15 protein-coding genes are annotated in these 24,048 nt (G+C 44.4%); 12 read left to right on the forward strand and 3 right to left on the reverse strand.

Translation table 11 applies throughout. The features are described from left to right. The first annotated feature begins 476 nt into the window (after window positions 1-476). Window positions 477-1,016: a glycosyltransferase family 8 protein gene (locus tag MAS10914_RS30745; RefSeq protein WP_017318011.1), complete on the forward strand. Its 540-nt coding sequence runs from the start codon at window positions 477-479 to the stop codon at window positions 1,014-1,016. A 119-nt stretch (window positions 1,017-1,135) separates the two neighbouring features. Here the strand turns inward: MAS10914_RS30745 and ftsH are convergent, their stop codons facing one another. Then, window positions 1,136-3,076 (reverse strand): ATP-dependent zinc metalloprotease FtsH, encoded by a 1,941-nt coding sequence (ftsH, locus tag MAS10914_RS0121510; RefSeq protein WP_017318012.1) that lies wholly within the window; start codon window positions 3,074-3,076, stop codon window positions 1,136-1,138. 446 nt (window positions 3,077-3,522) lie between these two features. Between ftsH and MAS10914_RS0121520 the strand changes: the two genes are divergently transcribed. From MAS10914_RS0121520 to MAS10914_RS0121560, 8 genes are all read left to right on the forward strand, one after another. Next, entirely contained in the window at window positions 3,523-3,711 is a 189-nt protein-coding gene (locus MAS10914_RS0121520; RefSeq protein WP_026082722.1) for a hypothetical protein, read from the forward strand. Window positions 3,712-3,800: 89 nt separating this feature from the next. After that, window positions 3,801-4,925, forward strand: a complete 1,125-nt coding sequence (locus MAS10914_RS0121525; protein ID WP_017318015.1) for an AI-2E family transporter — start codon at window positions 3,801-3,803, stop codon at window positions 4,923-4,925. A 538-nt stretch (window positions 4,926-5,463) separates the two neighbouring features. Continuing rightward, window positions 5,464-6,795, forward strand: coding sequence for an APC family permease (locus MAS10914_RS0121535; protein WP_017318017.1), 1,332 nt, complete (start codon window positions 5,464-5,466; stop codon window positions 6,793-6,795). 18 nt (window positions 6,796-6,813) lie between these two features. Then, window positions 6,814-7,479, forward strand: a complete 666-nt coding sequence (locus MAS10914_RS0121540) for an SAM-dependent methyltransferase (RefSeq protein WP_017318018.1) — start codon at window positions 6,814-6,816, stop codon at window positions 7,477-7,479. Between the two features lie 493 nt (window positions 7,480-7,972). Beyond that, entirely contained in the window at window positions 7,973-8,398 is a 426-nt protein-coding gene (locus tag MAS10914_RS0121545; protein ID WP_026082724.1) for a ribbon-helix-helix domain-containing protein, read from the forward strand. Continuing rightward, a complete protein-coding gene (locus tag MAS10914_RS0121550) occupies window positions 8,379-9,059 on the forward strand; it encodes a hypothetical protein (RefSeq protein ID WP_017318020.1) in 681 nt (226 codons plus the stop codon). The genes MAS10914_RS0121545 and MAS10914_RS0121550 overlap by 20 nt, the downstream gene beginning before the upstream one ends. 328 nt (window positions 9,060-9,387) lie before the next feature. Next, window positions 9,388-10,068 (forward strand): PAS domain-containing protein, encoded by a 681-nt coding sequence (locus MAS10914_RS0121555; RefSeq protein ID WP_017318021.1) that lies wholly within the window; start codon window positions 9,388-9,390, stop codon window positions 10,066-10,068. Window positions 10,069-11,220: 1,152 nt separating this feature from the next. Next, window positions 11,221-15,408, forward strand: coding sequence for a non-ribosomal peptide synthetase (locus MAS10914_RS0121560; RefSeq protein ID WP_017318022.1), 4,188 nt, complete (start codon window positions 11,221-11,223; stop codon window positions 15,406-15,408). A gap of 81 nt (window positions 15,409-15,489) precedes the next feature. On the opposite strand, the gene MAS10914_RS0121565 is transcribed toward MAS10914_RS0121560, so the two are convergent. Next, entirely contained in the window at window positions 15,490-17,121 is a 1,632-nt protein-coding gene (locus MAS10914_RS0121565; RefSeq protein WP_017318023.1) for a bifunctional ADP-dependent NAD(P)H-hydrate dehydratase/NAD(P)H-hydrate epimerase, read from the reverse strand. Window positions 17,122-17,483: 362 nt separating this feature from the next. Here MAS10914_RS0121565 and mnmA point away from each other — a divergent pair, with 362 nt between their 5' ends. Next, entirely contained in the window at window positions 17,484-18,539 is a 1,056-nt protein-coding gene (gene mnmA / locus MAS10914_RS0121575) for a tRNA 2-thiouridine(34) synthase MnmA (protein ID WP_026082725.1), read from the forward strand. Between the two features lies 1 nt (window position 18,540). Here the strand turns inward: mnmA and MAS10914_RS0121580 are convergent, their stop codons facing one another. Continuing rightward, entirely contained in the window at window positions 18,541-19,965 is a 1,425-nt protein-coding gene (locus MAS10914_RS0121580; protein WP_017318026.1) for a sensor histidine kinase, read from the reverse strand. 583 nt (window positions 19,966-20,548) lie between these two features. Between MAS10914_RS0121580 and sat the strand changes: the two genes are divergently transcribed. Together sat and MAS10914_RS0121590 are read left to right on the forward strand one after the other, a co-directional pair. Next, window positions 20,549-21,736, forward strand: a complete 1,188-nt coding sequence (gene sat, locus MAS10914_RS0121585) for a sulfate adenylyltransferase (protein WP_017318027.1) — start codon at window positions 20,549-20,551, stop codon at window positions 21,734-21,736. Window positions 21,737-21,835: 99 nt separating this feature from the next. Beyond that, window positions 21,836-24,034 (forward strand): caspase family protein, encoded by a 2,199-nt coding sequence (locus tag MAS10914_RS0121590; RefSeq protein ID WP_017318028.1) that lies wholly within the window; start codon window positions 21,836-21,838, stop codon window positions 24,032-24,034. Window positions 24,035-24,048: the final 14 nt, after the last annotated feature.

Below are 24,048 nucleotides of genomic sequence, written 5' to 3' on the forward strand. Positions count from 1 at the left end.
CTAAAATACCTGGCTTGTTCTCAATTAAGGTGGTTAAAAGCTTCTAATTCTCTTAACTGACTTCTATTGTTTTTCTAGGAAAATAGCCTAAATTATCACCAGGCAACTATTTCCATCCACTAGTGATCAGTTAGATAAGTAAATAGAGTTTGCCTAGTAAACAATACTTTAAAAAAGCCACTTAGCAGCTTTGGGAAACCAGATTTAACCCAGTCTATTTACTTAAAACTCAATTCAAAACATGAAGCTTTTAACACAAATCTAATTGAGAAATGAACCTCAATAAAATGACTTTAGGGTGGAAAACTTCCGTGCCCAATACTGACCAATACTTTTTCTAGTCCTATCATTGCTGGTGTTTAATAGTTACTAAAAGCTGACTATGACTCGTAAAATACGAATGTGGTAAATGATTTTAACAATATCACAGAAACTTTCATATTTACTACTAAAATGCAAAATCCTAGCCACAAAAGATGATTATATTAGCTTTGAAATTACTTTGGAGAAAAAACAAATTCTTCAACAGTAATCTGAACAACACGGGAGAACGCAGACAGATATGTTGCCTTGAGTGTATCAGAAAATTGAGATGGTTATTTAAAAAATGGCGAGATGATAGTATAGGGAAAAAAGTCATCGAATATGTAAAACAAAATAGAGAATATGTGCGGAACGATCAAGATGGTTTAAACGCAGTGCTTGCAGGTCAATGGGGAGAACTTCACCCTAAATGGAATCTGATGCCAAAAGTATATGACTATCCATCATGGCAAGACAGTCCCTTCGCACAAGAAGTCTATAATGAACTGGTTCACAATCCTTGCATTATTCACTATACTAATTCTCCTAAACCCTGGTTTGCAGGATTGAAAGCGGAATGTAAACACCCTAAAAAAAATTTGTTCTTTCAATATCTTGATATGACAGCTTGGTCAGGATGGCGGGATACTATGTGGCGACGAATTTGGAGAAAATTTATGAAACTCACTTCACTAACTACAGCGAAACTTTAAAAATTTAGAATAGAAAAAAAGCGATCGCCTTCCTGAAAGTGCGATCGCTACCAATTCAAATTCAAAGATGCAACTAACAATTATCTGCGTCCATCTGCGTCCATCTGCGGTTAAAATCCCTACACCAGCAAACTTTGCATCAAGGGCTTATCTTCGGATATCTTACCTGTCCGCAACCATTCAGCCAGTTCATCTGGTGCTTTGGCTTGCTTAAGATGTTCGCGCAGTTGTGTACCTTCAAGAATTTCCTTCTGCAAAAGTTCCTCTGCAGTTTGCTCCAGTAGCTCGCGGTTTTCATGCAGAATAGTTAAAGCAATGTGGTGGGCATTGTCCACTATCTGCTTCACCTCGCGGTCAATTTCTTCTGCTACTTTAGGACTAATTGAACGACGCGGGTTCCCGTAACCTTCGAGAAATTGCTGTTGGATTTTTTCAAATGCCACAGGACCAAGTTTATCGCTCATACCGTACAGAGTAACATAGCGTTCTGCGAGGTCAGTCGCTTTCTGAATATCGTCACTCGCACCTGTGGACACTTTGCCAAAAACTGTTTCTTCTGCGGAACGTCCACCCAACAAGGTAGCGATGCGACCGCGAATTTCATCTTCTATCATCAAGAAGCGGTCTTCTTCTGGCATTTGAATTGTGTAACCCAAAGCACCAACGCCACGAGGGACAACCGAGATTTTCTCGACTTTACCAGCTCCTGGCATCAAAGCACCAATAATAGCGTGACCAACTTCGTGGTAAGCTACAGTCTTTTTCTCAGTTTCATTGAGGACACGAGAGCGTTTTTCCAAACCAGCAACAACGCGCTCAATGGCTTCGTTAAAATCTGCCATTGTCACTGCTTGCTGATTTTGACGTGCCGCAAGCAGTGCAGCTTCGTTGACAAGGTTGGCTAAATCTGCGCCAGCAAACCCAGGTGTTCTAATACCAATCATTCCCAAGTCCACATCCTCAGCCAATTTGACATTTCTGGCATGAACTTTAAGAATGGCTTCGCGACCAATTTTGTCAGGTCGATCCACAACGACTTGACGGTCAAAGCGACCAGGACGGCGCAATGCTGGGTCGAGCACTTCAGGACGGTTGGTGGCGGCGATAATAATGACACCAGTGTTAGCATCAAAGCCATCCATTTCGGTGAGTAATTGGTTGAGGGTTTGTTCCCGTTCATCGTTACCACCTACAAACCCACCAGCACCGCCGCGAGACTTACCCAGTGCGTCTAACTCATCGATAAAGACGATACAGGGAGCTTGTTGTTTTGCTTGCTCGAATAAATCGCGGACTCTTGCAGCACCGACACCAACAAATAGTTCGATAAATTCGGAACCAGAGATGCTGAAGAAGGGAACACTAGCTTCACCCGCAATTGCCTTGGCTAGGAGTGTTTTACCTGTTCCTGGAGGTCCTACCACCAACACACCTTTAGGAATTTTTGCCCCCAGGCGGGTATATTTATCAGCACTTTTAAGAAAGTCAACAATTTCTTCCAGTTCGGCTTTTGCCTCATCTACGCCAGCAACATCAATAAATTTTACACCTGTGCTGCCTTCAGAGTAGATCCGTGCTTTACTTTTACCCACCGTTAGTGCTGCGGGACCACCGCCACCGCGATTGAGCAAAAAGCCCCAAATACCAAAGAAAATTAATGGTGGTACAACCCAGCTTAAAAGAGTACTAATCCAACCATTTTGGTTTGGCGGTGGTGCGGCAAATTCTACATTATTGTCGCGGAGAATTTTGGGTAAATCCAGATCAATTGCGATTGGTGTGGTCTCGAAAACTTGTTCACCAGGCTTACCGTCCGGGGTTTGGGTTTTGACGGAATACTCAATGCGATCGCTGCCCACAACAGCCCTATCTACTTTACCTGCTTGTACCTGAGCAATAAAATCGCTGTAGGGAACTTGCGTCAGTCTAGGACCAAAAAAGCTGGGAACAATTGCGTTCAGGAGAAAAAGAAGGGTCAACAGAATGAGCAAGCTACCCCCAAACTGCCGTATTCTTGGCGGTTTGATTGGGCGTTTATTATTATTAGTTTCAACTGGCATTTTTTGATGTTACCTCATGCTTAAATTGAAAAACTTGTTGAGAAGCGCCATGGTTTGTAGGGACGTGCTATGACACGTCTCTACATTGTTCTACTAACCACTAACTTAAGAGTTAATAAAAGAGCGAATAAACCAAAGATTTAGTGCGGTACAAAGGGATATTGATAGTACTGGTTAATATCCCCAGTGTAAATAATAAAATCGCGATAGAGGGGGAGAACCCTAATTTTTTCACTGCAATTCCCACCACGTCTAGTGCTATAACAAACCCAAGAAAAGGTAGTAGCAGTAACAACACCAGAAATAGCAGCAGTGATGGCAAGTGAATCATGGCGATGTACAAGCAGAGTGTTGTGTGTTGCTCTGCTTGAATTTATTTTAAAGAGTAAGAGATATACTTCTCTTTCGTATCTACCCCCCCTATGAATGCGAATTGCCGTACTTCTATGCAAAATCAGTTTGGATTTATTCTCAAAGTGTTTTTTCTCTCGGCTGGGATTTCGGTCTTGATTAAGTACGTTCTTCCGAGTCTATCTATTCCAGCGACAGCAACCAACGCCCTCATTATCGTTTTTTTGCCGACTATCATTATGACAAGTGTTTTGTTATGGCGCTTCCAACGACAGCAAAATTAACAGAAAATGTCTAGGCGGAACTGCCAGAATCAGCTAACCTAACTGCATCAAGAAGAAATCGCAGTGTGTCACGCGCCAGGAGTCAGTTAGTGAATCTAGGTCAATGGATTGGTTTAATCGCTATAGTTCTTTCTTTGTACATCCTGTGGCAGATTCGGGAAGTCCTGTTGCTGATATTTGCCGCAGTTGTCTTAGCGACTACCTTAAACCGACTGGCTCGAAGGTTCCAGCGCTCAGGAGTGAAGCGTGGAATCGCTGTCTTCTTGTCAGTGACCATCTTCATAGCCTTAATTGTAGGTTTCTTCTGGCTAGTTGTTCCGCCTTTTGCGGTTGAATTTCAAGCACTCACAAAACAAGTTCCCCAAGGTTTAGAGCGGTTTAATGATTGGCTTGACCAACTTAGAACTCGCATTCCCGACCAGCTCACTCCTTATATACCTAACGTGAATAGCTTGATTCAACAAGCACAGCCTTTTATCAATCGTGCAGTAGGAAGCTCATTCGCCTTTGTCTCGGGTTCTTTAGAAGTTGTCCTCAAGACTTTGTTGGTGCTAGTGTTGACAGGGATGTTCCTCTCCGACCCCTTAGCTTACCGAAAGGTATTTGTGCGGCTGTTTCCCTCGTTCTATCGACAGCGAGTAGATGGCATTTTGGATAAATGCGAGGTCTCTTTGGAGGGATGGATAACTGGCGCTTTCATTGCTATGAGTGTCGTGGGACTGATGAGTTTAATTGGCTTATCAATTTTGCGCGTACGTTCAGCGCTGGCTTTGGGGGTTTTGGCGGGATTTTTAAACTTGATTCCCAACCTTGGTCCTACAATGAGTGTGATTCCAGCAATGGCGATCGCTCTTTTGGATGCTCCCTGGAAATCTGTCGCTGTGTTGCTTCTCTACTTTGTCATTCAGCAGATTGAGAGCAATTTCATCACACCTATCGTCATGGCGCATCAAGTGTCGCTGCTACCAGCTGTCACGTTAATCTCCCAGCTGTTTTTTGTTACCTTCTTTGGCTTTTTAGGCTTGTTTCTGGCACTACCCCTGACTGTTGTCGCTAAGATTTGGGTGCAGGAAGTGTTGATTAAAGATGTTTTGGATCAATGGGGTGATAAATCTCATAGAGAGACTGAGTTTGTGATTGTTTCTGATGAGCAACGAACAGAGAAATCTGCTGACAATTTGGCGAATGACGAGGATCAAACAATTAATCAATAGCCTGTAATATAGCGTTTCCGGCCTAGGTGAAGTATAAAAAGAAAGAATTAACCGCAGATAAACGCAGACGGACGCACATAAATCTGTACCTTACTTGATTCGCATCCTTGGGGCTTTGGTTGTGAATTTTTCTGCTCTAAACTATCAGCAACCGTATGAAACCCTGATTGCTATGTTTTAAACGAAGGATGCAAGGACAAGTCTCAAACCCTTGTGTATACTTGGTTACAAATTTTTGGATGGGTCTATTAGAACAGTGTCTAACTGGAGGTGACATTTTTATGTCACATTCGCTAACTAAGCTAAAGATTACGACGGTGCAGGTCATCATTAAGGTCTTAAGCGATGAATGCTCTTCAAACAAAGGGAAATTTATGGCATTGACAAAAGACAAAATATATGTGTTTAAATTCAACGCCAAAAGACATCTGGAAAACAAGAGTATACCTAAAGCAGATTGAAAGTATTTCCATAGCAGCTTACGCTTTAGGTTGTTTCCTCCTGGCTGATTACCAAAAATTTTCAGGTGATTTACCATATGGCAACAAAAGTGACAGTGCCGAAGCCTACGCTTTCAACAATTGACGCAGTTGCCTTAATTGTAGGTATGGTCGTTGGCGTAGGTATATTTAAGACACCAGCGCTAGTAGCAGTAAACACGCAGAGTTCAGGGGTTGCACTGCTAGCGTGGTTACTAGGTGGAGGGATGTCCTTGGTCGGCGCTCTGTGCTATGCGGAGTTGACGACTGCTTATCCTGATGCTGGGGGAACTTACCACTATCTCATGCGTGCCTTTGGCAAAAATCCTGCTTTCTTGTTTGCTTGGGCGCGGATGACCGTTATTCAAACTGGTTCCATTGCCCTACCAGCGTTCGTGTTTGGAGATTATGCTTCTCAGTTGCTGCCTATAGGAGAATACTCTTCAGCCATTTACGCTACAGGTGTGGTTGTTTGCCTGACAGGTTTAAACATTCTGGGCGTACAGCAAGGGAAGTGGACTCAAAACTGGCTCACGGCAGCAAAAGTGCTGGGGTTACTGTTGATAGTTATTGTCAGTATTGCCTTTGTTGCACAAGCACCGCCCAATACATCCACTGCAGCTCCTCAAAACACCGCATTTGGTCAAGCAATGATTTTTGTATTGCTGACCTATGGCGGCTGGAATGAAGCTGCCTACATATCAGCAGAAGTACGTGATGGCAAACGCAATATGGTACGTGTGTTGTTGGGAAGTATTACCATCATCACAGTGATTTTTCTGTTGATTAACCTGGCATTCATTTATGGCTTGGGACTTGCTGGTTTGGCTTCCTCGGAAGCACCAACAGCCGACTTGATGCGTCGCGCTGTAGGAGAAAACGGAGCAAGATTTGTCAGCCTCTTAATTGCGGTTTCTGCCTTGGGTGCAGTCAATGCCACTATTTTTACAGGTGCCCGTACTAACTACGCTCTAGGGCGAGACTTTCGGAAGTTTGCCTTCCTAGGACGCTGGCAAGAGAGTACTGGAACCCCAACCAATGCTTTAGTGGTTCAGGGAGCAATTTCCTTAGCGCTGGTGGTACTTGGTGCTTTAACTCGCAAGGGTTTTGAAACGATGGTAGACTATACCGCTCCCGTATTCTGGTTCTTTTTTCTACTATCTGGGGTAGCATTACTAGTACTGCGCTCCCGCGAGCCAAATGTACCTCGTCCTTTTCGCGTGCCTCTTTATCCCTGGACACCATTGCTGTTTTGTGCAACTTGTGGCTACCTGCTATACTCCAGCCTAACTTATGCAGGTATCGGAGGTATGACTGGGGTCATTGTTCTTTTGACAGGTATTCCTCTACTCCTATTTAACCGTCAACGAACCACTTCCACAAACCCTTAATTCATGGAGAAAGATGTCATGAAATTACAGGCAATGTTAAAGGTTTTGTTTACAACAGTGAGTGTAAGTAGCCTGATGCTGGCTGGTTGCACTCCGACTCAGCAAGCGAGTTCTCCACAACAAGGTGAAGCGTCTCCTGCCACTGTGGAAGTGCAGCAGTCTATGCCTACAACCCAACCTGCGGAACGGACACCCGATGTCGTGTACGTACCAACACCTCCGGAAGTCGTCGATAGAATGTTGAGTGTCGCAAAGGTTGGCAAAAATGATGTTCTGTATGACCTAGGCAGTGGGGATGGGCGGATTCCCATTACCGCAGTACAGAAGTATGGTGTCAAGAAGGCTGTTGGTATAGATATTGACCCTCAACGCATCAAAGAGGCTAACGCAAATGCTCAAAAAGCGGGGGTGACTAACAAAGTGCAGTTTCGCCAACAAGACCTCTTCAAGAGTGATTTTAGCGAAGCAACAGTTATTAGCCTTTACCTGCTACCCGAACTCAATGTCAAGTTGCGTCCGCAGCTATTGAAACTTAAACCAGGAACCCGTATCGTGTCGCACGCTTTTGATATGGGTGAGTGGAAACCTAACAAAGTCGAGCAAGTAGACGGCAGAACAGTTTACTTCTGGACTGTACCAGAAAAAATCCCGGCAAATTTGCAGCAGTCAACTCCTAGCAGCTAAATTGAGAACTCAGGACACAGAATGCAGCTCCCAGAACTCAGAATTCTGATAACTGAGTTCTGAGTTCTTTAAATAACAACGAAAATCTCAATAAGATCGACCTTTCTACCTAAAGGTAGACTTTTTTACCTATTTTGGTGATGGACAAATTTGTTAAGCGTTTTTAACCTTATACTAAAAAACTGAGGGGTGTTTTTCACCCCTCGAATTAAGGCAACTCAACTAATAAGCTAGCCATCAACCCGAGAAGCTAGCTATCAGGGCCATCTACTTTTTTCAACCAGGATATCTTAACCAGGACCATCTACTACTTTTCTTCAATCTGGCTTATTACCCTGCAATAAGCCGCCTATTATGTCCAATTTCTCGATAGTAGCACTTGTCATTTTTTTATGTCAAGAACTCATTTAAAATTGACAAGATCAAAATATCTGATAATTTTGAGTGCCATGAGAGAAAATGGAAGGCAAACATGATATTAACAGTCTCCAAAATGACCGACAAAAGGCGTTCTGCTGATTACAAGCAGGTCAGCGGCTATGTTCCGGTAGAGTTGGCACGAGAATTCAAAAGCGTCTGCGCTCGTGAGGGGGTATCCCAAAGCAGCGCACTAGAAGGCATGCTGCGTGAGTGGCTAGCCAAAAGAACAGCCGGCAACTCCGCAACACCTGAACAAGCAAGTCCCCTGACAACAATTGCCGATTTGGTTCGAGCTAACGTGACAAAGCTGAAGCACTCTGGTGTAAAAAACTTGCAAGCGCTTGCCAATGGAGAAGTATTGCCCACACCTGGGGACTTCGCCATCATCACGTCTACTTTGGGCATCCCTGAGGAAGAACAAAAAATGGTTTGGCAGCAAACTTTTAACTGCTTACATAACGATTCTGAAAGTGTAAAAGATGAGTGCGAGTGTTCTTAAAGTCCTGAATCAACCGGGCTGGAACTATAAACTGTCCTACGAGGGGGTTTCTATCCTTGCTCCTACAAAGCAAGATGCTACCTACCTTGCTCAAAGCTACGGATATGCTTTGACCGAAACCGCAGCAAAAATCAAGGGTAAGGTGCGGATAGGGTGGAAACACTGCAAGCAACCAATCGAGTTTTACGGGTGGATGGCATCTCAGAAACCATGTACACCCGCCGAAACTGCTGAGCGCCTCTTGCCTGCAAGAGGTGCCGTTTTTTGTAGTCAGTTGGATTTACCAGTGGAATTGTTGCGCCGAATGGTTGCAGTTGCTGAAAATGAGCGTCCAGTAAGTATTGTAAGACTTGATAACCACAAGCAAATTATTGTTAACAAACTAGGGTCTGAGATGTTACAGACTTCCCCTGAAATTGCCACTCAAAGGGTGATGACCAGATTTTGGCTTCCTGGAGATTTGGCAGAACTGGAACAACGACTAAGCAACGAGAGTCGATTCATTTGGACTTATTGTGGCAGACTCAACGAGCAAACCTGGGCAATTCTCACAACTGAATTTGAGGCTTTCGAGGTTGAGGGCGTTTGGTACAGACAGGGAACCTGCTTGTCAAGCCCTCAGCTGATGCCAATTCCGCCTGGTTCTTTTTCTCCAACTTGAGTAGACAATTTGACTACTTTCAGATACTTCAGATTTTCCTCACATTTATTTACTACACTTTCGCTTCATCAGCATATATATTAAGACTTACGAATCGTACAAATGTACTAAATGTATCTCGGTTATTTCAGCCCTTGTTCACAATTAGATACCTAACAGAGCTTGATTAGCGAGCTTTCTGAGAGTTGTGCAACAGCGTCTGAAACAACCAAATTTGACATTACATATTTTGGTTAATTTGTACAGTGCGTAACTCCTCAATATATATACTAAATGATTTGGCAATGAAGTTTTAATGGCTTACGTATCAACTTTGAAAGTGTAAAAGATGAGTGTGAGTATTATTAGAATCCTGAACCAACCGGGTTGGAACTGTAAACTGTCTCACGAGGGGGTTTCTATCCTTGCCCCTACAAAGCAAGATGCCATCTACCTTGCTCAAAGCTACGGATATGCTTTGAGCGAAACCGCAGCAAAAATCAAGGGTAAGGTGGGGATAGGGTGGAAACGCTGCAAGCAACCAATTGAGTTTTACGGGTGGATGGCATCTCAGAAACCGTCTACACCCGTCGAAACTGCCCAACGCCTCTTGCCTGCAGGAGGTACAGTCTTTTGTAGTCAGTTGGATTTACCAGTAGAATTGTTGCGTCGAATGGTTACTGCTGCTGAAAATGAGCGTCCGGTAAGTATCGTAAGACAAGATAACAACAAGCAAATCATTATTAACCAGGCAATGTCTGATATGTTACAGACTTCCCCTGAGATTGCTACTCAAAGGGTGATGACCAGATTTTGGCTTCCTGGAGATTTGGCAGAACTTGAACGACGACTAAGCAACGAAAGTCGATTCACTTGGACTTACTGTGGTGGACTCAACGAGCAAACGTGGGCAATTCTCACAACCCAATTCGAGGCTTTCGAGGTTGAGGGTGTCTGGTACAGACAGGGAACCTGCTTGACCACCCCTCAGCTTGTGCCAATTCCCTCAAGGGCTTTTGCTCCAGCTTGAGTAGATAATGTAACCCTTTAAGAAACGAAAAATCATCAGGTGTATCAATCATAGGGGTACACACCTCAAAACACTTACTTTCATAAGTTTTTAATTTTAAGATATTACTTAAGTATTAGAAGGCTTGTTTAAAGGGAAAAAATAGAATTAGGGAAAACTTGACTAGAGGCGGAGTGTAGGTGTGGCTCCGCTCTTGACAACCCTCACGAGTAAGTATGCAAATTCAACGCGTAACAGCTTATGATACTTCCGAAATTGCGTAAAGGCATTTTACGCCAATTTTAGAAAGCAAATTTTTAAAGCTCCGATAAAGATTTTATAAAAAATCCTCTAGCATAGGATTTTTTTTGATTTAAAAATTGTAAGATTTTATATTTAGAAATTATCTAAAAAATATTTTTTAAATTTAAATTAGATAAAGATTATTTATCAAAGGTTATTATCCTTGTTATAGCAATCCTAAATCATAAGCCCTACGTACACCGCACTCGCGTATGCCTGAGGCACGCACTCGCCAACGTGAACATATAGCTGATTGAGTAAAGTGGGCAATGCTGACCACCCTACGCGCGAATCTAACAAATCAGATAAAACTGCTATACAGGTTTTAAAACTAGAGCAAAATTTACAGCATCTAGAGTCAGTGTAGCTGCCAAATAAAATTAAAATATAGTCTAATGGTTGAGGATTGAACCAGTGATTCTTTACAATAAGTTCATGTTGTAATAAAATTCTATTCTTCCAGACAAATCTCTAGCAAGTGCTTGCAAAGATACCACTGTAGCTATATTCCTCTTCTTTTTTTTAATACCGACGCTTGCTGAATTTGGAAAATGACTCATAGTTTAGCCGACGATATGGAGCATTAGATAGTTTTCAAAAACCTCAAGGCTTTAAAACATCTTCATCTTAAAAGTATTTTTGTAGACAAGCACTAGATTAAACTAAAGTTATGTGGTAAGAAATTCAAAACTTATGGTCAGCTAAACCAAGACGCCTAGAGAAAGACAGGAAACCATTCTCCTGTTACCTGAACAAGGCGGAAGTTTTATCACTGGGAACATTGGGGTATTGAAAACAGGAAAATCTTTATAGATAAGTGGCTACGTTCATGTCCATTGACTAAGTAATATCAATGAAGGATTACAAAATATGGATGATATAACCAAAAAGATTACCGTCTCACCAACCAAAACGGCATTACCAGAGCTAGAACTTAAAAACATTAAAAACAAAAGTTCTGATGTCAAAACACAACAAACCATTCCCAAAAGAATTAACCAAGAATCACCTACCCTGTCTTTTGCCCAGCAGCGATTGTGGTTTTTGGCACAGTTAGAGACTAATAATTCAGCCTATCACATTACTAAGACTTTGCAATTGCAAGGTGATCTGAATGTGGCTGTGCTGCAACACTCTCTAGATGCCATTGTCGCCCACCACGAAGCATTGCGAACCAACTTGATTGCACAGGATGGCAACCCGGTGCAGGTAATTAGCAAGCCTCGGTCAGTCGAATTGAAGGTGATTGACCTGAAAGATTGTCCGCAAGCCCAACGTACGACCCGTGTACAACAACAACTACAAGATGAGGCGCAACGCCCCTTCAACTTAACATCAGATTTGATGCTACGCGGGAGCTTGCTACAACTGTCGCCACAAGAGCACATCCTGCTGTTGGTTATGCACCACATCGCTGCTGATAGCGGGTCGATGAGCATTTTATTGGAGCAGTTGGCAACCCTCTACGAAGCGTTCTTCAACAAAGAACTTAATCCTCTTGTTGAACAGCCTATCCAGTATATCGATTTTGCCGTTTGGCAACGCCAATGGCTATCTGGAGAGGCGCTTGAAAACCAACTCAACTATTGGAAACAGCAACTGGTGGGTGCTACCCCTGTACTGGAATTGCCTACAGATAGACCAAGACCCCCAGTTCAGACGTACCAGGGTGCAAAGGAATCTTTTCTAATACCCCAAAGTTTATCGCAAGCGCTGTCTACACTGTCACATCAAGAGGGTGTGACACTCTTCATGACCTTGCTGGCAGCGTTCCAGACCCTGCTGTACCGTTATACAGGACAACAAGACATCCTGGTGGGTTCTCCAATAGCGGGTCGAAATTTGCCGGAGCTACAGAAGCTCATTGGATTTTTTGTCAATACCCAGGTACTACGTACCGATATGGCAGGCAACCCCACTTTTTGGGAATTGTTGCAAAGGGTACGAGCGGTGACAATGTCTGCCTACGCCTACCAAGATTTACCCATTGACAAGCTAATAGAAGAACTGCAACCAGAGCGATCGCTCTCGTATCATCCCCTGTTCCAGGTGATGTTTGTCTTAGAGAATACAACGAGACAAAAATTCGAGTTACCAGGACTGACTTTAACTCCTTTCGACTGGGCTCATGTTACCACCAGGTTTGATTTGACACTGTCAATTACGGAAACAGAACAAGGACTGCAGGGGTTGTGGGAATACAATACTGATCTGTTTGATGCTTGCACTATACGCCGAATGAGTGGGCATTTCCAGACCTTGCTGGAGGGAATTGTTGCTAACCCAGAGCAGCACATTAGCGAATTGCCACTGCTAACAGCAGCCGAGCGTCACCAGTTACTGTATGAGTGGAACGATACTCATGCCGACTATCCCCGGGATAAGTGTATCTATGAGTTGTTTGAACAACTGGTAGAGCGCACCCCGGACACTACGGTGTTGATGTATGAAGAGCAACAACTGACTTATCGGCAGTTGAATACTCGCGCTAATCAATTGGCGCACTACCTGAGGACTTTGGGAGTTGGTCCAGAGGTACTAGTGGGCATCTTTGTGGAACGCTCCCTAGAGATGGTCGTGGGACTGTTGGGGATTCTCAAAGCAGGTGGAGCTTATGTGCCTTTAGACCCAACGTATCCCAAAGAGCGCTTGGCGTTCATGTTGCAAAACTCTCAACCAAGGGTGTTTTTGACTCAGGAGTGCCTGATAACGGAACTACCCGAACATACAGCGCAAGTCGTTTGCCTTGATACAGATTGGCATTCAATTACCCAGCACTCAGAAGAAAACTTAAACCAAACGGCAACAACTGCCAACTTAGCCTATGTGATTTATACCTCTGGCTCAACCGGAAAGCCCAAGGCAGTCCAAGTTACACACGCTAATTTGTGTCACTACGCGCAAGCAATGGGACGAGCACTCGGTATCACAGCAGAAGATGTGTATATGCACACAGCATCGATTGCTTTCTCATCTTCTGTTAGGCAGTTAATGGTTCCTTTGGCTGGTGGCGCTACTGTCAAAATTGCGACTTCCGAACAAAGAAAAGACCCGAGAGCACTGTTTGCCGGAATTAAAAAATACGATGTCACGGTTGTTGATACCATCCCCTCCTACTGGCGCAACTCCATTCACACACTATCTGGCTTAGAACCTGGAACCAGACAAGCCCTATTAGACAATAAATTGCGCTTGATTGTGACTACCGGCGAACCACTGCTGTCTGATATTCCCCCTCAGTGGACGTTTGGTTTCCAGCATGGTGCACAATTAATCAATATGTATGGTCAAACAGAAACCTCTGGGACTGTTGCAGTCTATCCCATTCCTGCCCAACAGGATGAGCGGGGAAAAATTGTCCCTCTTGGTCGCCCAATCGCCAACACGCAAATTTATCTGCTTGACGCTCATTTGCAACCAGTCCCCATTGGTGTGGTTGGAGAACTGCACATTGGCGGTGGAGGACCGGCGCGAGGCTACCTTAACCGCCCAGAGTTGACTGCTGAAAAATTTATCCCCAACCCCTTTAGCCAGGAAGAAGGCGCGCGCCTGTACAAGACTGGGGACTTAGCACGTTATCTGCAAGATGGTAACATTGAGTTTATTGGACGCAGCGACTACCAAGTACAAATACGGGGTTTCCGCATAGAATTGGGAGAGATAGAGGCTGTCCTGAGCCAACACCCATCTGTACTCCAGACTGTAGTCATTGCCCGTGAAGACGTCAGGGGCGATAAACGCTTAGTAGCTTATGTTGTTCCCAATCAAGAGCCAGCACCCATCATCAGTGATTTGCGTCGCTTTCTGAAAGAAAAGCTACCTGAGTACATGATTCCTTCAGCCTTCGTGTTGTTGGAGAGCTTCCCCCTGACTCCTACCGGCAAAGTCAACCGCAACACTCTTCCAGCACCTGACTTAGCAAAGCAAGATCCAGACGCCACCTTTGTTGCTCCTCGCAATGAGTTAGAACGCCAGTTAGCAGAGATTTGGGAAGAAGTTTTACACGTCCAATCCATTGGCGTCAAGGATAACTTCTTTGACCTTGGAGGACATTCCTTGCTAGCTGTACACCTATTCGCACAAGTTGAGCAGAAATTCGGCAAAAAACTGCCTCTAGCCACCCTTTTCCAGTCAGGTACAGTCGAAGCCCTTGCCATGATGCTCCGTTCTAGAGAAGAAAAAGCAACTGGTCATCAGGCCTTGCTAGGGGCGGAGGAAGACACATCAAAAGCGCCTTGGTCATCCTTGGTAGAAATCCAACCCAAAGGTTCTCAGCCACCTTTATTCTTAGTTCACCCTCTAGGTGGAGAAATCCTCTGTTACCGGGCTTTAGCAATGCATCTAGGACGGGATCAACCAGTTTATGGGCTACAACAACAAGGACTAGATGGTGAACAGTCTTTCTTAACCCAGGTTGAAGACATGGCAGCGCTTTACATTGAGGCAATGCAGTCTATTCAACCCCGAGGTCCTTATTATATAGGAGGTTACTCCTTTGGGGGTATAGTTGCCTACGAGATAGCACAGCGGCTTTCCAGACAAGGAGAGAAAGTGGGTCTTCTCGTTATGCTTGATACCTGTCGTCCGGGTACTGAGAAGCGATTGCCTTTCCTCATGCGCGTTTTTGAGCACATCAAGAATTTTATCCAAAAAGGCCCTACCTACCTTCAGCAAAAGCTTGTGGGTTGGAGTGAGTGGGGCACATACCAGATCCGAGACAAATACAAACGTTTCTTGGAAAAATCGGAGGCATTACCTGAGGGTGACAAGCATTTAGACATCCTAGGCGCTAATGTCCAAGCTCTCAACCAATATAGCTTCCAAGGGTATCCAGGTCGAATGACCCTCTTGCGGACTGACGATAAGAATCGGCACGATGCTGTCGGAGTACAGTATGATGCGTTATTTGGTTGGGGCGAGCTAGTCGTTGGAGGAATAGATGTCTATCATATTCCTGGCTCTCACCTTTCCCTGCTTGAAGAACCTAATGTACAGGTGTTGGCAGAGAAATTGAAGCTTTGCCTAGAGAAGGCGCATGCCATGAATTTATACCAGTAAAGCATTGAGGATGGTGGGAAAGGGGCTTGGCAAAAGCACATTTTTATTGATGTGTCAAGAATGCAAGCCTTTGCTCCCCTCTCAATTAAGAAGTCGTTTGGAGGCAGATGCCAAAACAGGTATCAAATATTGTGTCAGGGTATACGCATCCACTCCTAACTCTGTCCGCTCTTGTGCTGCTAAAATTGCCGCTTGAGAATGCCACCAAGCAGCAGTTGCCACAATTACGTCTACAGGAATCTTTTTAGAACAAGCTTGCGCTAACAATCCGCCGATCAGCCCAGTTAATACATCCCCACTACCACCACGCGCCAAAGCTGGCGTACTTTCGGGATTAATCCAGACTGTACCTTGGGAGTTGGCGATCGCAGTCCTTGCGCCTTTTAATAACACCACTGCACCACTTTGCGCCGCCGCTTCCCTTGTTGCTTTCACCCTGTCCTGGTTGGCATCAGGAGTATCAGGAAACAACCGCTTGAATTCACCAGTATGGGGAGTAAGTACGGTAGGAGCTTGTCGCTTTTGTAACGTTAATATGGTTCCCATTTCAGCCAGGATATTTAAACCATCAGCATCAAGAACCAGAGGGCTAGTGCTATCTAATACTTCTTGTAAAATCGGGCTAGCATCTCGTGTCAACCCGGGACCGCAGGCGATCGCATTAAATGAACTCAGATCTGTTTTTTCGGGTAGTTGCAATTGGGCGATCGCCCCGGATTCAGTTTCTGGACAACCAATAATCAAAGCCTCAGGCAACTGTGCTACCATTATTGGTTTGAGAGATTCTGGCACAGCAATTGAGAGCATTCCCACACCAGTTGCTCGTGTTCCCAACCCGGTTAAAATTGCCCCTCCCGAATATCGACGCGAACCACAAATCAGCAGTAAATGTCCTTCCTTGTATTTGTGGGTAACTGGCGGACGGGATAGAGGCAGAGTGGAGAGCGCAGTTGTTTTTGTGATCCGTTTAATGCTAAATGAATTCCGCAATACAGCTTGTGTATCAGCCAAGGGAATATCAAAATCGATTAACTCGGCTTTACCAACATAATCAAGAGCGCGGTCTTGCAGCAAACCAAGCTTCCACAAACCTAAGCAAAACGTGTGCGTAGCACGTACCGCAGTTCCCAAAACCTCGCCCGTATCTGTGTGCAACCCTGAAGGCAAATCAATACTAACAATTGGTTTCTTCCATTCATTAAGCTGATTGATAGCAGTAGCCACTGGGTCTGTGAGCGTTCTTTCTAAGCCAAACCCAAACAACCCATCAACCAACAAATCACAATCTTGCAGTGGCTCAATTGCGTCATAACATGGTAAACCCAAACTCTTGGCATACTGCAAATGCTGCGAAGTTAATTCCTTGAGTTTAGAGAAAGGGCAATATATTAAAACTTCATAGCCACGAAAGTGTAACTCACGGGCAACGACCAAAGCATCACCGCCATTATGACCAGGACCTACGAGAATTCCTACGCGAAATCTCTCTTTTTTGAGGGAAGGAAATGAGGGAGATGAGGAAGTAATTTCTTCCCCAACTTGCCCAAACAAGGAAATTGGGTAGATATCCTGAATACGACGGGTAATGAGTCCTGCTACTTTTTCCATCAAAGCTGCTACAGGCATTCCCCCTGCAAAAATGCGCCCTTCGATATCGCGCATCTGCTGTGAGGTGACTACCAGTTGTGAAATTTGTTCTTGCCTGTCCTGCATCAGTTCTAAGTCCTAAAGTCCTGAGTTGGGAGCAATAAATGCTGAATCATTTTTTCCTACTTTATCTTTATCGTACTTAAGAACGTCCTGGAAACTGCCGTCTAAAAGTTTGTGGTGAAATGCGACGTATTCATTGCAGAAATCCATAATCGCTAGCATTTGGTTGCAGGCAGCATGAATGCCAGGTATTAATGTTATCACCGAGGGAAAACACACTTGTGTGGGCGAAGACCTGCCAAATTTGGTACGCTGGAAATACCGCTCTGGAACGGCATGGAGTCGGTAAATTACTTAAAAACCTGACTAAAGTGCAAACCTGTACTCGTCGGGAGCCGTCACAAGCAAGCGCAACGTTTACGCATATGAACAAAGTCGTAGTTGGTCTTTCTGGTGGTGTTGACAGTTCCACCGCAGCAGCTATTTTGCACCATCAAGGCTATGAAGTTATTGGTTTGACCCTTTGGCTGATGAAAGGGAAAGGTCAATGCTGCTCTGAAGGTATGATCGACGCGGCTAAAGTTTGCGAACAGCTGGGCATTCCCCATCACGTTGTTGATATTCGGGAAGTGTTTCAGACCAATATCATTGATTACTTGGTGACTGGTTACAGTAGTGGGATCACACCTTTGCCTTGCTCGCAGTGTAATAAAACTGTGAAATTTGGTCCCATGTTAGGGTATGCTCGCGAAAATCTCGGATGCGATCGCATTGCCACTGGTCATTATGCCCGCATTGTATTCGATGAAGCGACTGGACGTTATCAATTGCTGCGAGCAGTTGACCGCAATAAAGACCAGTCCTACTTTCTTTATGATTTGTCGCAAGATTTACTGGCAGGAAGCGTATTTCCACTAGGAGAACTGCACAAAACCGAAACTCGTCGCCTTGCGGGAGAACACGGCTTGCAAACAGCAGATAAGCCTGAAAGTCAAGACTTGTGCTTGGTGGAAAGTAACGGCTCAATGCGAGCGTTTCTTGATAAATATCTTGCGCCCAAAAAAGGGGATATCGTTGATACCACGGGTAAAGTCTTGGGACAACACGATGGTGTCCATCATTACACGATTGGGCAACGTAAGGGTATAGGCATCGCTGCTGCTGAACCATTATATGTGATTGCGTTGGATGCTATGAACAACAGGGTCATTGTTGGCGATCGCACTAAAGTAACCCAGCCCGAATGTACCGTAGGACGGGTAAATTGGGTTTCGATTGCCGAACCATCAACCCCAATTCGAGCTGAAGTGCAAATCCGCTACCGTTCAACTCCTGTACCTGTGACAATCATTCCCTTAGAAAATTCCCGTGTCCGGGTAGTGTTTGATGAACCTCAATTCAGCATTACTCCCGGACAAGCCGCTGTCTGGTACGACGGTGAGAAAGTGTTGGGTGGTGGCATTATTGAGCCTTCAACCTAAATTAGATTTGAACTGGAATTTTAATGATGAACTCAGTCCCTTGTCCAGGAGCAGAGATGCAGTCCAATTGACCACGGTGTTTTTCAACAACAATTTGATAGCTGATGAATAGTCCCAATCCAGTTCCTTTACCAACAGGTTTAGTGCTGAAGAAAGGCTCAAATATTCGCTGCCTCACTTTTTCTATCATGCCAGGTCCGTTATCTGCAATGCGAATGACTACGTGAGTAAAAGGAGCCGGCATCTCAGTGGAGATTCGGAGCACCATCTTTGGGGGTTCATCTTTGGGGAGCAGGTCTTGTTCTATGTCAATCCTTGAGTTCCAATTTTTCATTCCCTCCTCAAGGGAATCGATTGCATTACTGAGGATGTTTATGAAAACCTGTTTTAGTTGCTCAACATAGCACTCCACCAAGGTAAGACTTTTATATTCCTTAACGATGGTAATGCTTTCACCGTCTGTGCAAGGTTTAAGGCGATTTTCTAAAAGTAACAGAGCACTATTAATACTTTTATGGATATCAACTGCTTTTTTCTCAGATTCATCAAGGTAAGAAAAATGTTGCAATGAGCGGACAATCTGTCGGATGTGCTGAGATCCGCTCTTCATAGAGGTCAGGAGTTTGGCGATCTCATCATCTGAAAAGTGCAGTTCAATTTGATTGAGCGCAGTTTGAACTTCTTCTGCTGGATCAGGATAGAACTGCCGGTACAGGCTAATTATCTGAAGTAGCTCTTGAATATAGCGTTTGGCATGGATAAGGTTACCAGCAATAAAGGTAACGGGTTTGTTGATTTGCTGGACGATGCCAGTCACGAGTTGTTCCAAAGCAGCTACTTTTTCATTCTTTTCTTTCTCTAATAATTGGTTATACTTATGCTGAAGGTGATGTAAGTCTGTACTTGTTGTTTTGGATTTTTCTTCGACCCGTTGTAGTTGATCAAGTGTTAAGACATGAATTTCCGAGTAGGCTAGAAGTAACGCTTGGAAATCGACTAACCGATACCTTCCAGAAGCTGTTTCCACTAAAATCGGCTCATAGATCAATTCGGGCGATCGCTGTAATGCCCATCGGGTTGCTTCTATAACGGATGTTTTCTCATCAAGTGTGAATACCACTTGCTGGATCATTTTGTATAGAATTTCGATAGGTCGCTGAGAATATAAATCCAAACTATAACTCTGACTCATTTTCTCAAAAAACTTGCGCCGCGAAATTATCCCAACGTATAGCCCATTGTTGGTCAAAATAATTCCTGGCAGCAGAGGTTCTTCCTCAAACAACTTGCTCAAGTTACTTGCTGGAAGAGATAACTCAATGCTTACCTCCCAAAGTGGTAAATCCTGCAAAGTTGACTCTAATCCCAGCTTTGTGTCATTAACATTCGTAAAGACTTGATTGGTCAATACGCACGTAGTCACCATATTCTCAATCCTTTACTTTTCAAAAAAAGTGTTTGGTGGTACTCCGCACAAGCATTAATGGTAAAAGTGCAATTGCTAAAAAGTTTATTTAGTAGAACCTTGAAATTATTTGTTAATACCTTAATACCCGGAGTGACCGAAGAGTCGCATATTGTATCACTGATGTAACGTAACTTTCTATTTTTTTCTATTAAAAAATTTTCTAAAATTTTCTACTAAAAAAAACTTTTCTAAATATTGACACTAAAAAAGTGACAAAACAGGGACAAAATGATTAAATCGGCACTAAACAAAACGATTGCTAAGTCCGTTTATTTTTAGAACAAGAAACCAAACTTGGGTCAAATTGCCCTCTTGCTGCTTAGGAGGGGGCGCTTTTCCAAGCTGCGGTTACGACCGTGCTCTAGTTGTGCCAGCAGAGGCACATCATCAGATCCATCGTAAGTTACCGTTAAAATCTTGCTTATATAAAGGTTCTCATGCAGGAATTTCAGAAACTTCTCTAAAAATCAGCGAAACGTAAAGTGATAAGTTAATACATAGCTGAAAAAATTATTGTAGTTATCGCAAAGAAGGGACTACCTTGAGTTACCATTCTGACGGCATAGCCCCTCACGGAGGGCAATTAGTGAATCGCATCGCTACACCTGAGCAAAGACAAGAATTTCTCTCTAAAGCTGACTTTCTACCGCGAGTTCAACTTGATGAACGAGCGGTATCAGATTTGGAAATGATTGCAATTGGCGGTTTTAGTCCACTGACTGGTTTTATGAACCAGGAGGATTATAATCGCGTTGTGACAGAAATGCGGCTCGCTAATGGGACTGTTTGGTCAATTCCGGTTACACTCTCGGTTAATGAGGAAGTCGCCGCCCCCTTGAGCGAAGGCGGTTTAATTCGTTTAGATAATCGTGCTGGTCAATTTATCGGGGTATTGGAACTTACACAAAAATATCACTACGACAAGACCCGTGAAGCTATTCATGTTTATCGAACCAATGATTCAAACCATCCTGGTGTAAAGGTACTCTACAATCAAGGTTCTGTACATTTAGCAGGTGATGTGTGGTTATTAGAACGCGAACCTCATGCTCTATTTCCAAAATACCAAGTTGATCCCGTTGAGTCTCGGCATTTGTTTCAGGAAATGGGCTGGAAAACTGTTGTTGGGTTCCAAACTCGCAACCCCATCCACCGCGCCCACGAATACATTCAAAAGTGCGCTTTGGAAATTGTGGATGGTCTATTTTTGCACCCCTTGGTTGGAGCGACCAAAGAAGATGACATCCCCGCAAATGTGCGAATGCGCTGTTACGAAATTTTGATGGAGAAATACTACCCACATAACCGCGTCCTTTTAGCAATTAATCCCTCGGCTATGCGTTATGCTGGTCCTCGGGAGGCAATTTTCCACGCTTTAATTCGCAAAAACTACGGTTGTACTCACTTTATCGTCGGACGGGATCATGCTGGAGTAGGTAATTACTACGGCACTTATGATGCTCAACACATCTTTAATGAATTTAAGCCTGAAGAACTGGGCATTGTGCCGATGATGTTTGAACACGCCTTTTACTGCACTCGCACCCAGCAAATGGCGACAAGTAAAACAAGTCCTAGTCTTCCGGAAGAGCGCATTCATCTTTCGGGAACAAAAGTGCGGGAAATGCTGCGCCGAGGTGAGTTGCCTCCACCACAATTTTCCCGTCCAGAGGTGGCGGCAGAATTGGCACGAGCAATGCAAATCCCAGTCGATACTTACGATATTTAAAGCACATTCAAGGCAAAAATACAGTATAAAATTTTACTTTACAGTACAGGCCTCAGCCCTATAAGCTATAGCTGATGGACTGAGGGCTGATAGCTAACTATGAAGCGGCGAACGTTTTTACAAAAGTGTGGCTCCCTACTCACGGTATTAGGTGCGGCTGAGACTGAGTGGTTGACCTTGGGAAATCGCTACAACGAAGCTTTGGCACAATCCATACCGCGTAAATTGGCTTTATTGGTCGGCATCAATCAGTACCCAGAATGTCCAGATCTGATCGGTTGTTTGACTGATGTAGAACTGCAAAGGGAACTTTTGATTCACCGCTTTGGTTTCCAACCCTCAGATATTATCTCGTTAACTAATGAAAAAGCGACGAGGGAATCTATAGAGACAGCTTTTATCGAGCATCTGGTCAAGCAAGCAAGACCTGATGATGTCGTCGTGTTTCACTATAGTGGCTACGGCAGTCGTGTCAAGTTGGAAATGCAAGAAACAGAGCAAAACGCTCTCATTCCAGTTAATGGCAGAGATGATAAACAAGAAAATAAGTTTGTCAACTATCTGTTGGAAGAAACACTGCTGCTGATGTTGCGATCGCTTGCCACAAACCGCGTAACAGCAATTTTGGATACGAGCTACGACACTCCCTCCAACTCCCTGCCAACAAGCCTGCGAATTCGCGCCCGCCCAGTAGCAGCAGAATCTATCCTGTTAGCAGAAGAACTTGAATTTCAAAAACAGCTACAGGAGCAAATCACGAACGAACAGCCAGTTATTGTACTGTCAGCAACTTCTGACCCCAAGCAATTGGCAAGGGAGGAGCAGTTGTCTGGTTTTAGTGCTGGGTTATTTACCTATGCCTTGACGCAATACTTGTGGGAAGCCACACCAGCAACGACAATTCAAATCTGCCTCTCTCATGTGGCAAGTTCTGTCCAGCAGTTGGGTAGTAAGAAACAGCAGCCAGCTTTATTGCAAGATAAGAAAAATCAGCTTTCTCGTACGCTCATTGCAGATATTTTGCTCCCAAATACCACCGTTGGTGCAGAGGGAGTGGTCACAGGAACTGAGGACGACGGTAAAACAGTTCTACTGTGGCTGGGGGGACTACCTGCACAAGTACTTGAATACTACGGAGTAAATTCCCGCCTGACTCTCGTGACAAAAGAAGCGTCGAATACACAGATGGTTTTGCGATCGCGTGCTGGATTAACAGCAAAGGCGCAAATTTCCAGTCTTGACGGTACAACTTCCCTAGAAGCCGGACAACTGGTTCAAGAAGCTGTGCGAGTTGTACCCCGGAATATTGGTTTAACAGTTGCCCTCGACACTGGACTGGAGAGAATTGAGCGGGTCGATGCGACAAGTGCCTTTGCAACAGTTAGCCATGTGTCAAGCGTAGTCGCAGGAGAACAACCAGCGGATTATGTGTTTGGGAAACTACCAGAAGCAAAGAATAAAGATTTAGCAGCACCTAACTCTACGATGGTGTCTCTGGGTCGCTACGGTTTATTTTCTCTGGGTAGCGAACTCATCCCCAACACTGAAGGGGAAGCGGGAGACGCAGTAAAAGTAGCCGCGCTGCGGTTAGCACCAAAACTACAAACCTTGCTGGCGGCAAAATTATGGCGACTCACAGAGAATGCAGGGTCTTCGCGTTTAGGAGTTAAGGTAACTTTAGAGAACATTGGCACCCTCGCGCCTCGGGCGCTGATACAACGAGAAACACTGCGAACCCAAAGCGCTGAAACCTCAAATAAGAAGTCATTCAATCCGGAACTTGGTGGTATTCCCACTGTGAGTGTTGGCAGTCGGATACAGTATCGAGTGGAAAATATTAGCGATCGCCCTCTCTATCTCATGCTGCTGGCATTAAATAGCAGTAGGACTGCGATCGCCCTGTTTCCCTGGTACAAGAGTACTGAACCTGAGCTATCGGAAGTCAAACCAGTACTCAGAGATATGGTTATATCCCCAGGGCAAACTCTGACGATACCACAAACGACTACTGGTTTTGAATGGGTGGTGCAGGGACCAACTTCCTTAAGTGAAACCCAACTCATCTTTAGTACTGCACCTTTTACCCAATCCCTGATTGCTTTGGAAGCTGCTAAACATCCCCAAGGAGAACAACACCGCATACAGCCCTTGATCAGCCCCCTAGAAGTAGCACAAGCCGTGATGCAAGATTTGCATAATGCCAGTGCAGTCAACGATATGAACGGTACAGCGACCGACTCCTACGTGTTAGATGTGAATCATTGGGCGAGTCTCAGTTTTGTTTATCAGGTGGTGTGAGGAGTATAGCGGTT

Origin of the sequence: Mastigocladopsis repens PCC 10914 (assembly GCF_000315565.1) — a bacterium.
In the GTDB taxonomy this organism is placed as follows: domain Bacteria; phylum Cyanobacteriota; class Cyanobacteriia; order Cyanobacteriales; family Nostocaceae; genus Mastigocladopsis; species Mastigocladopsis repens.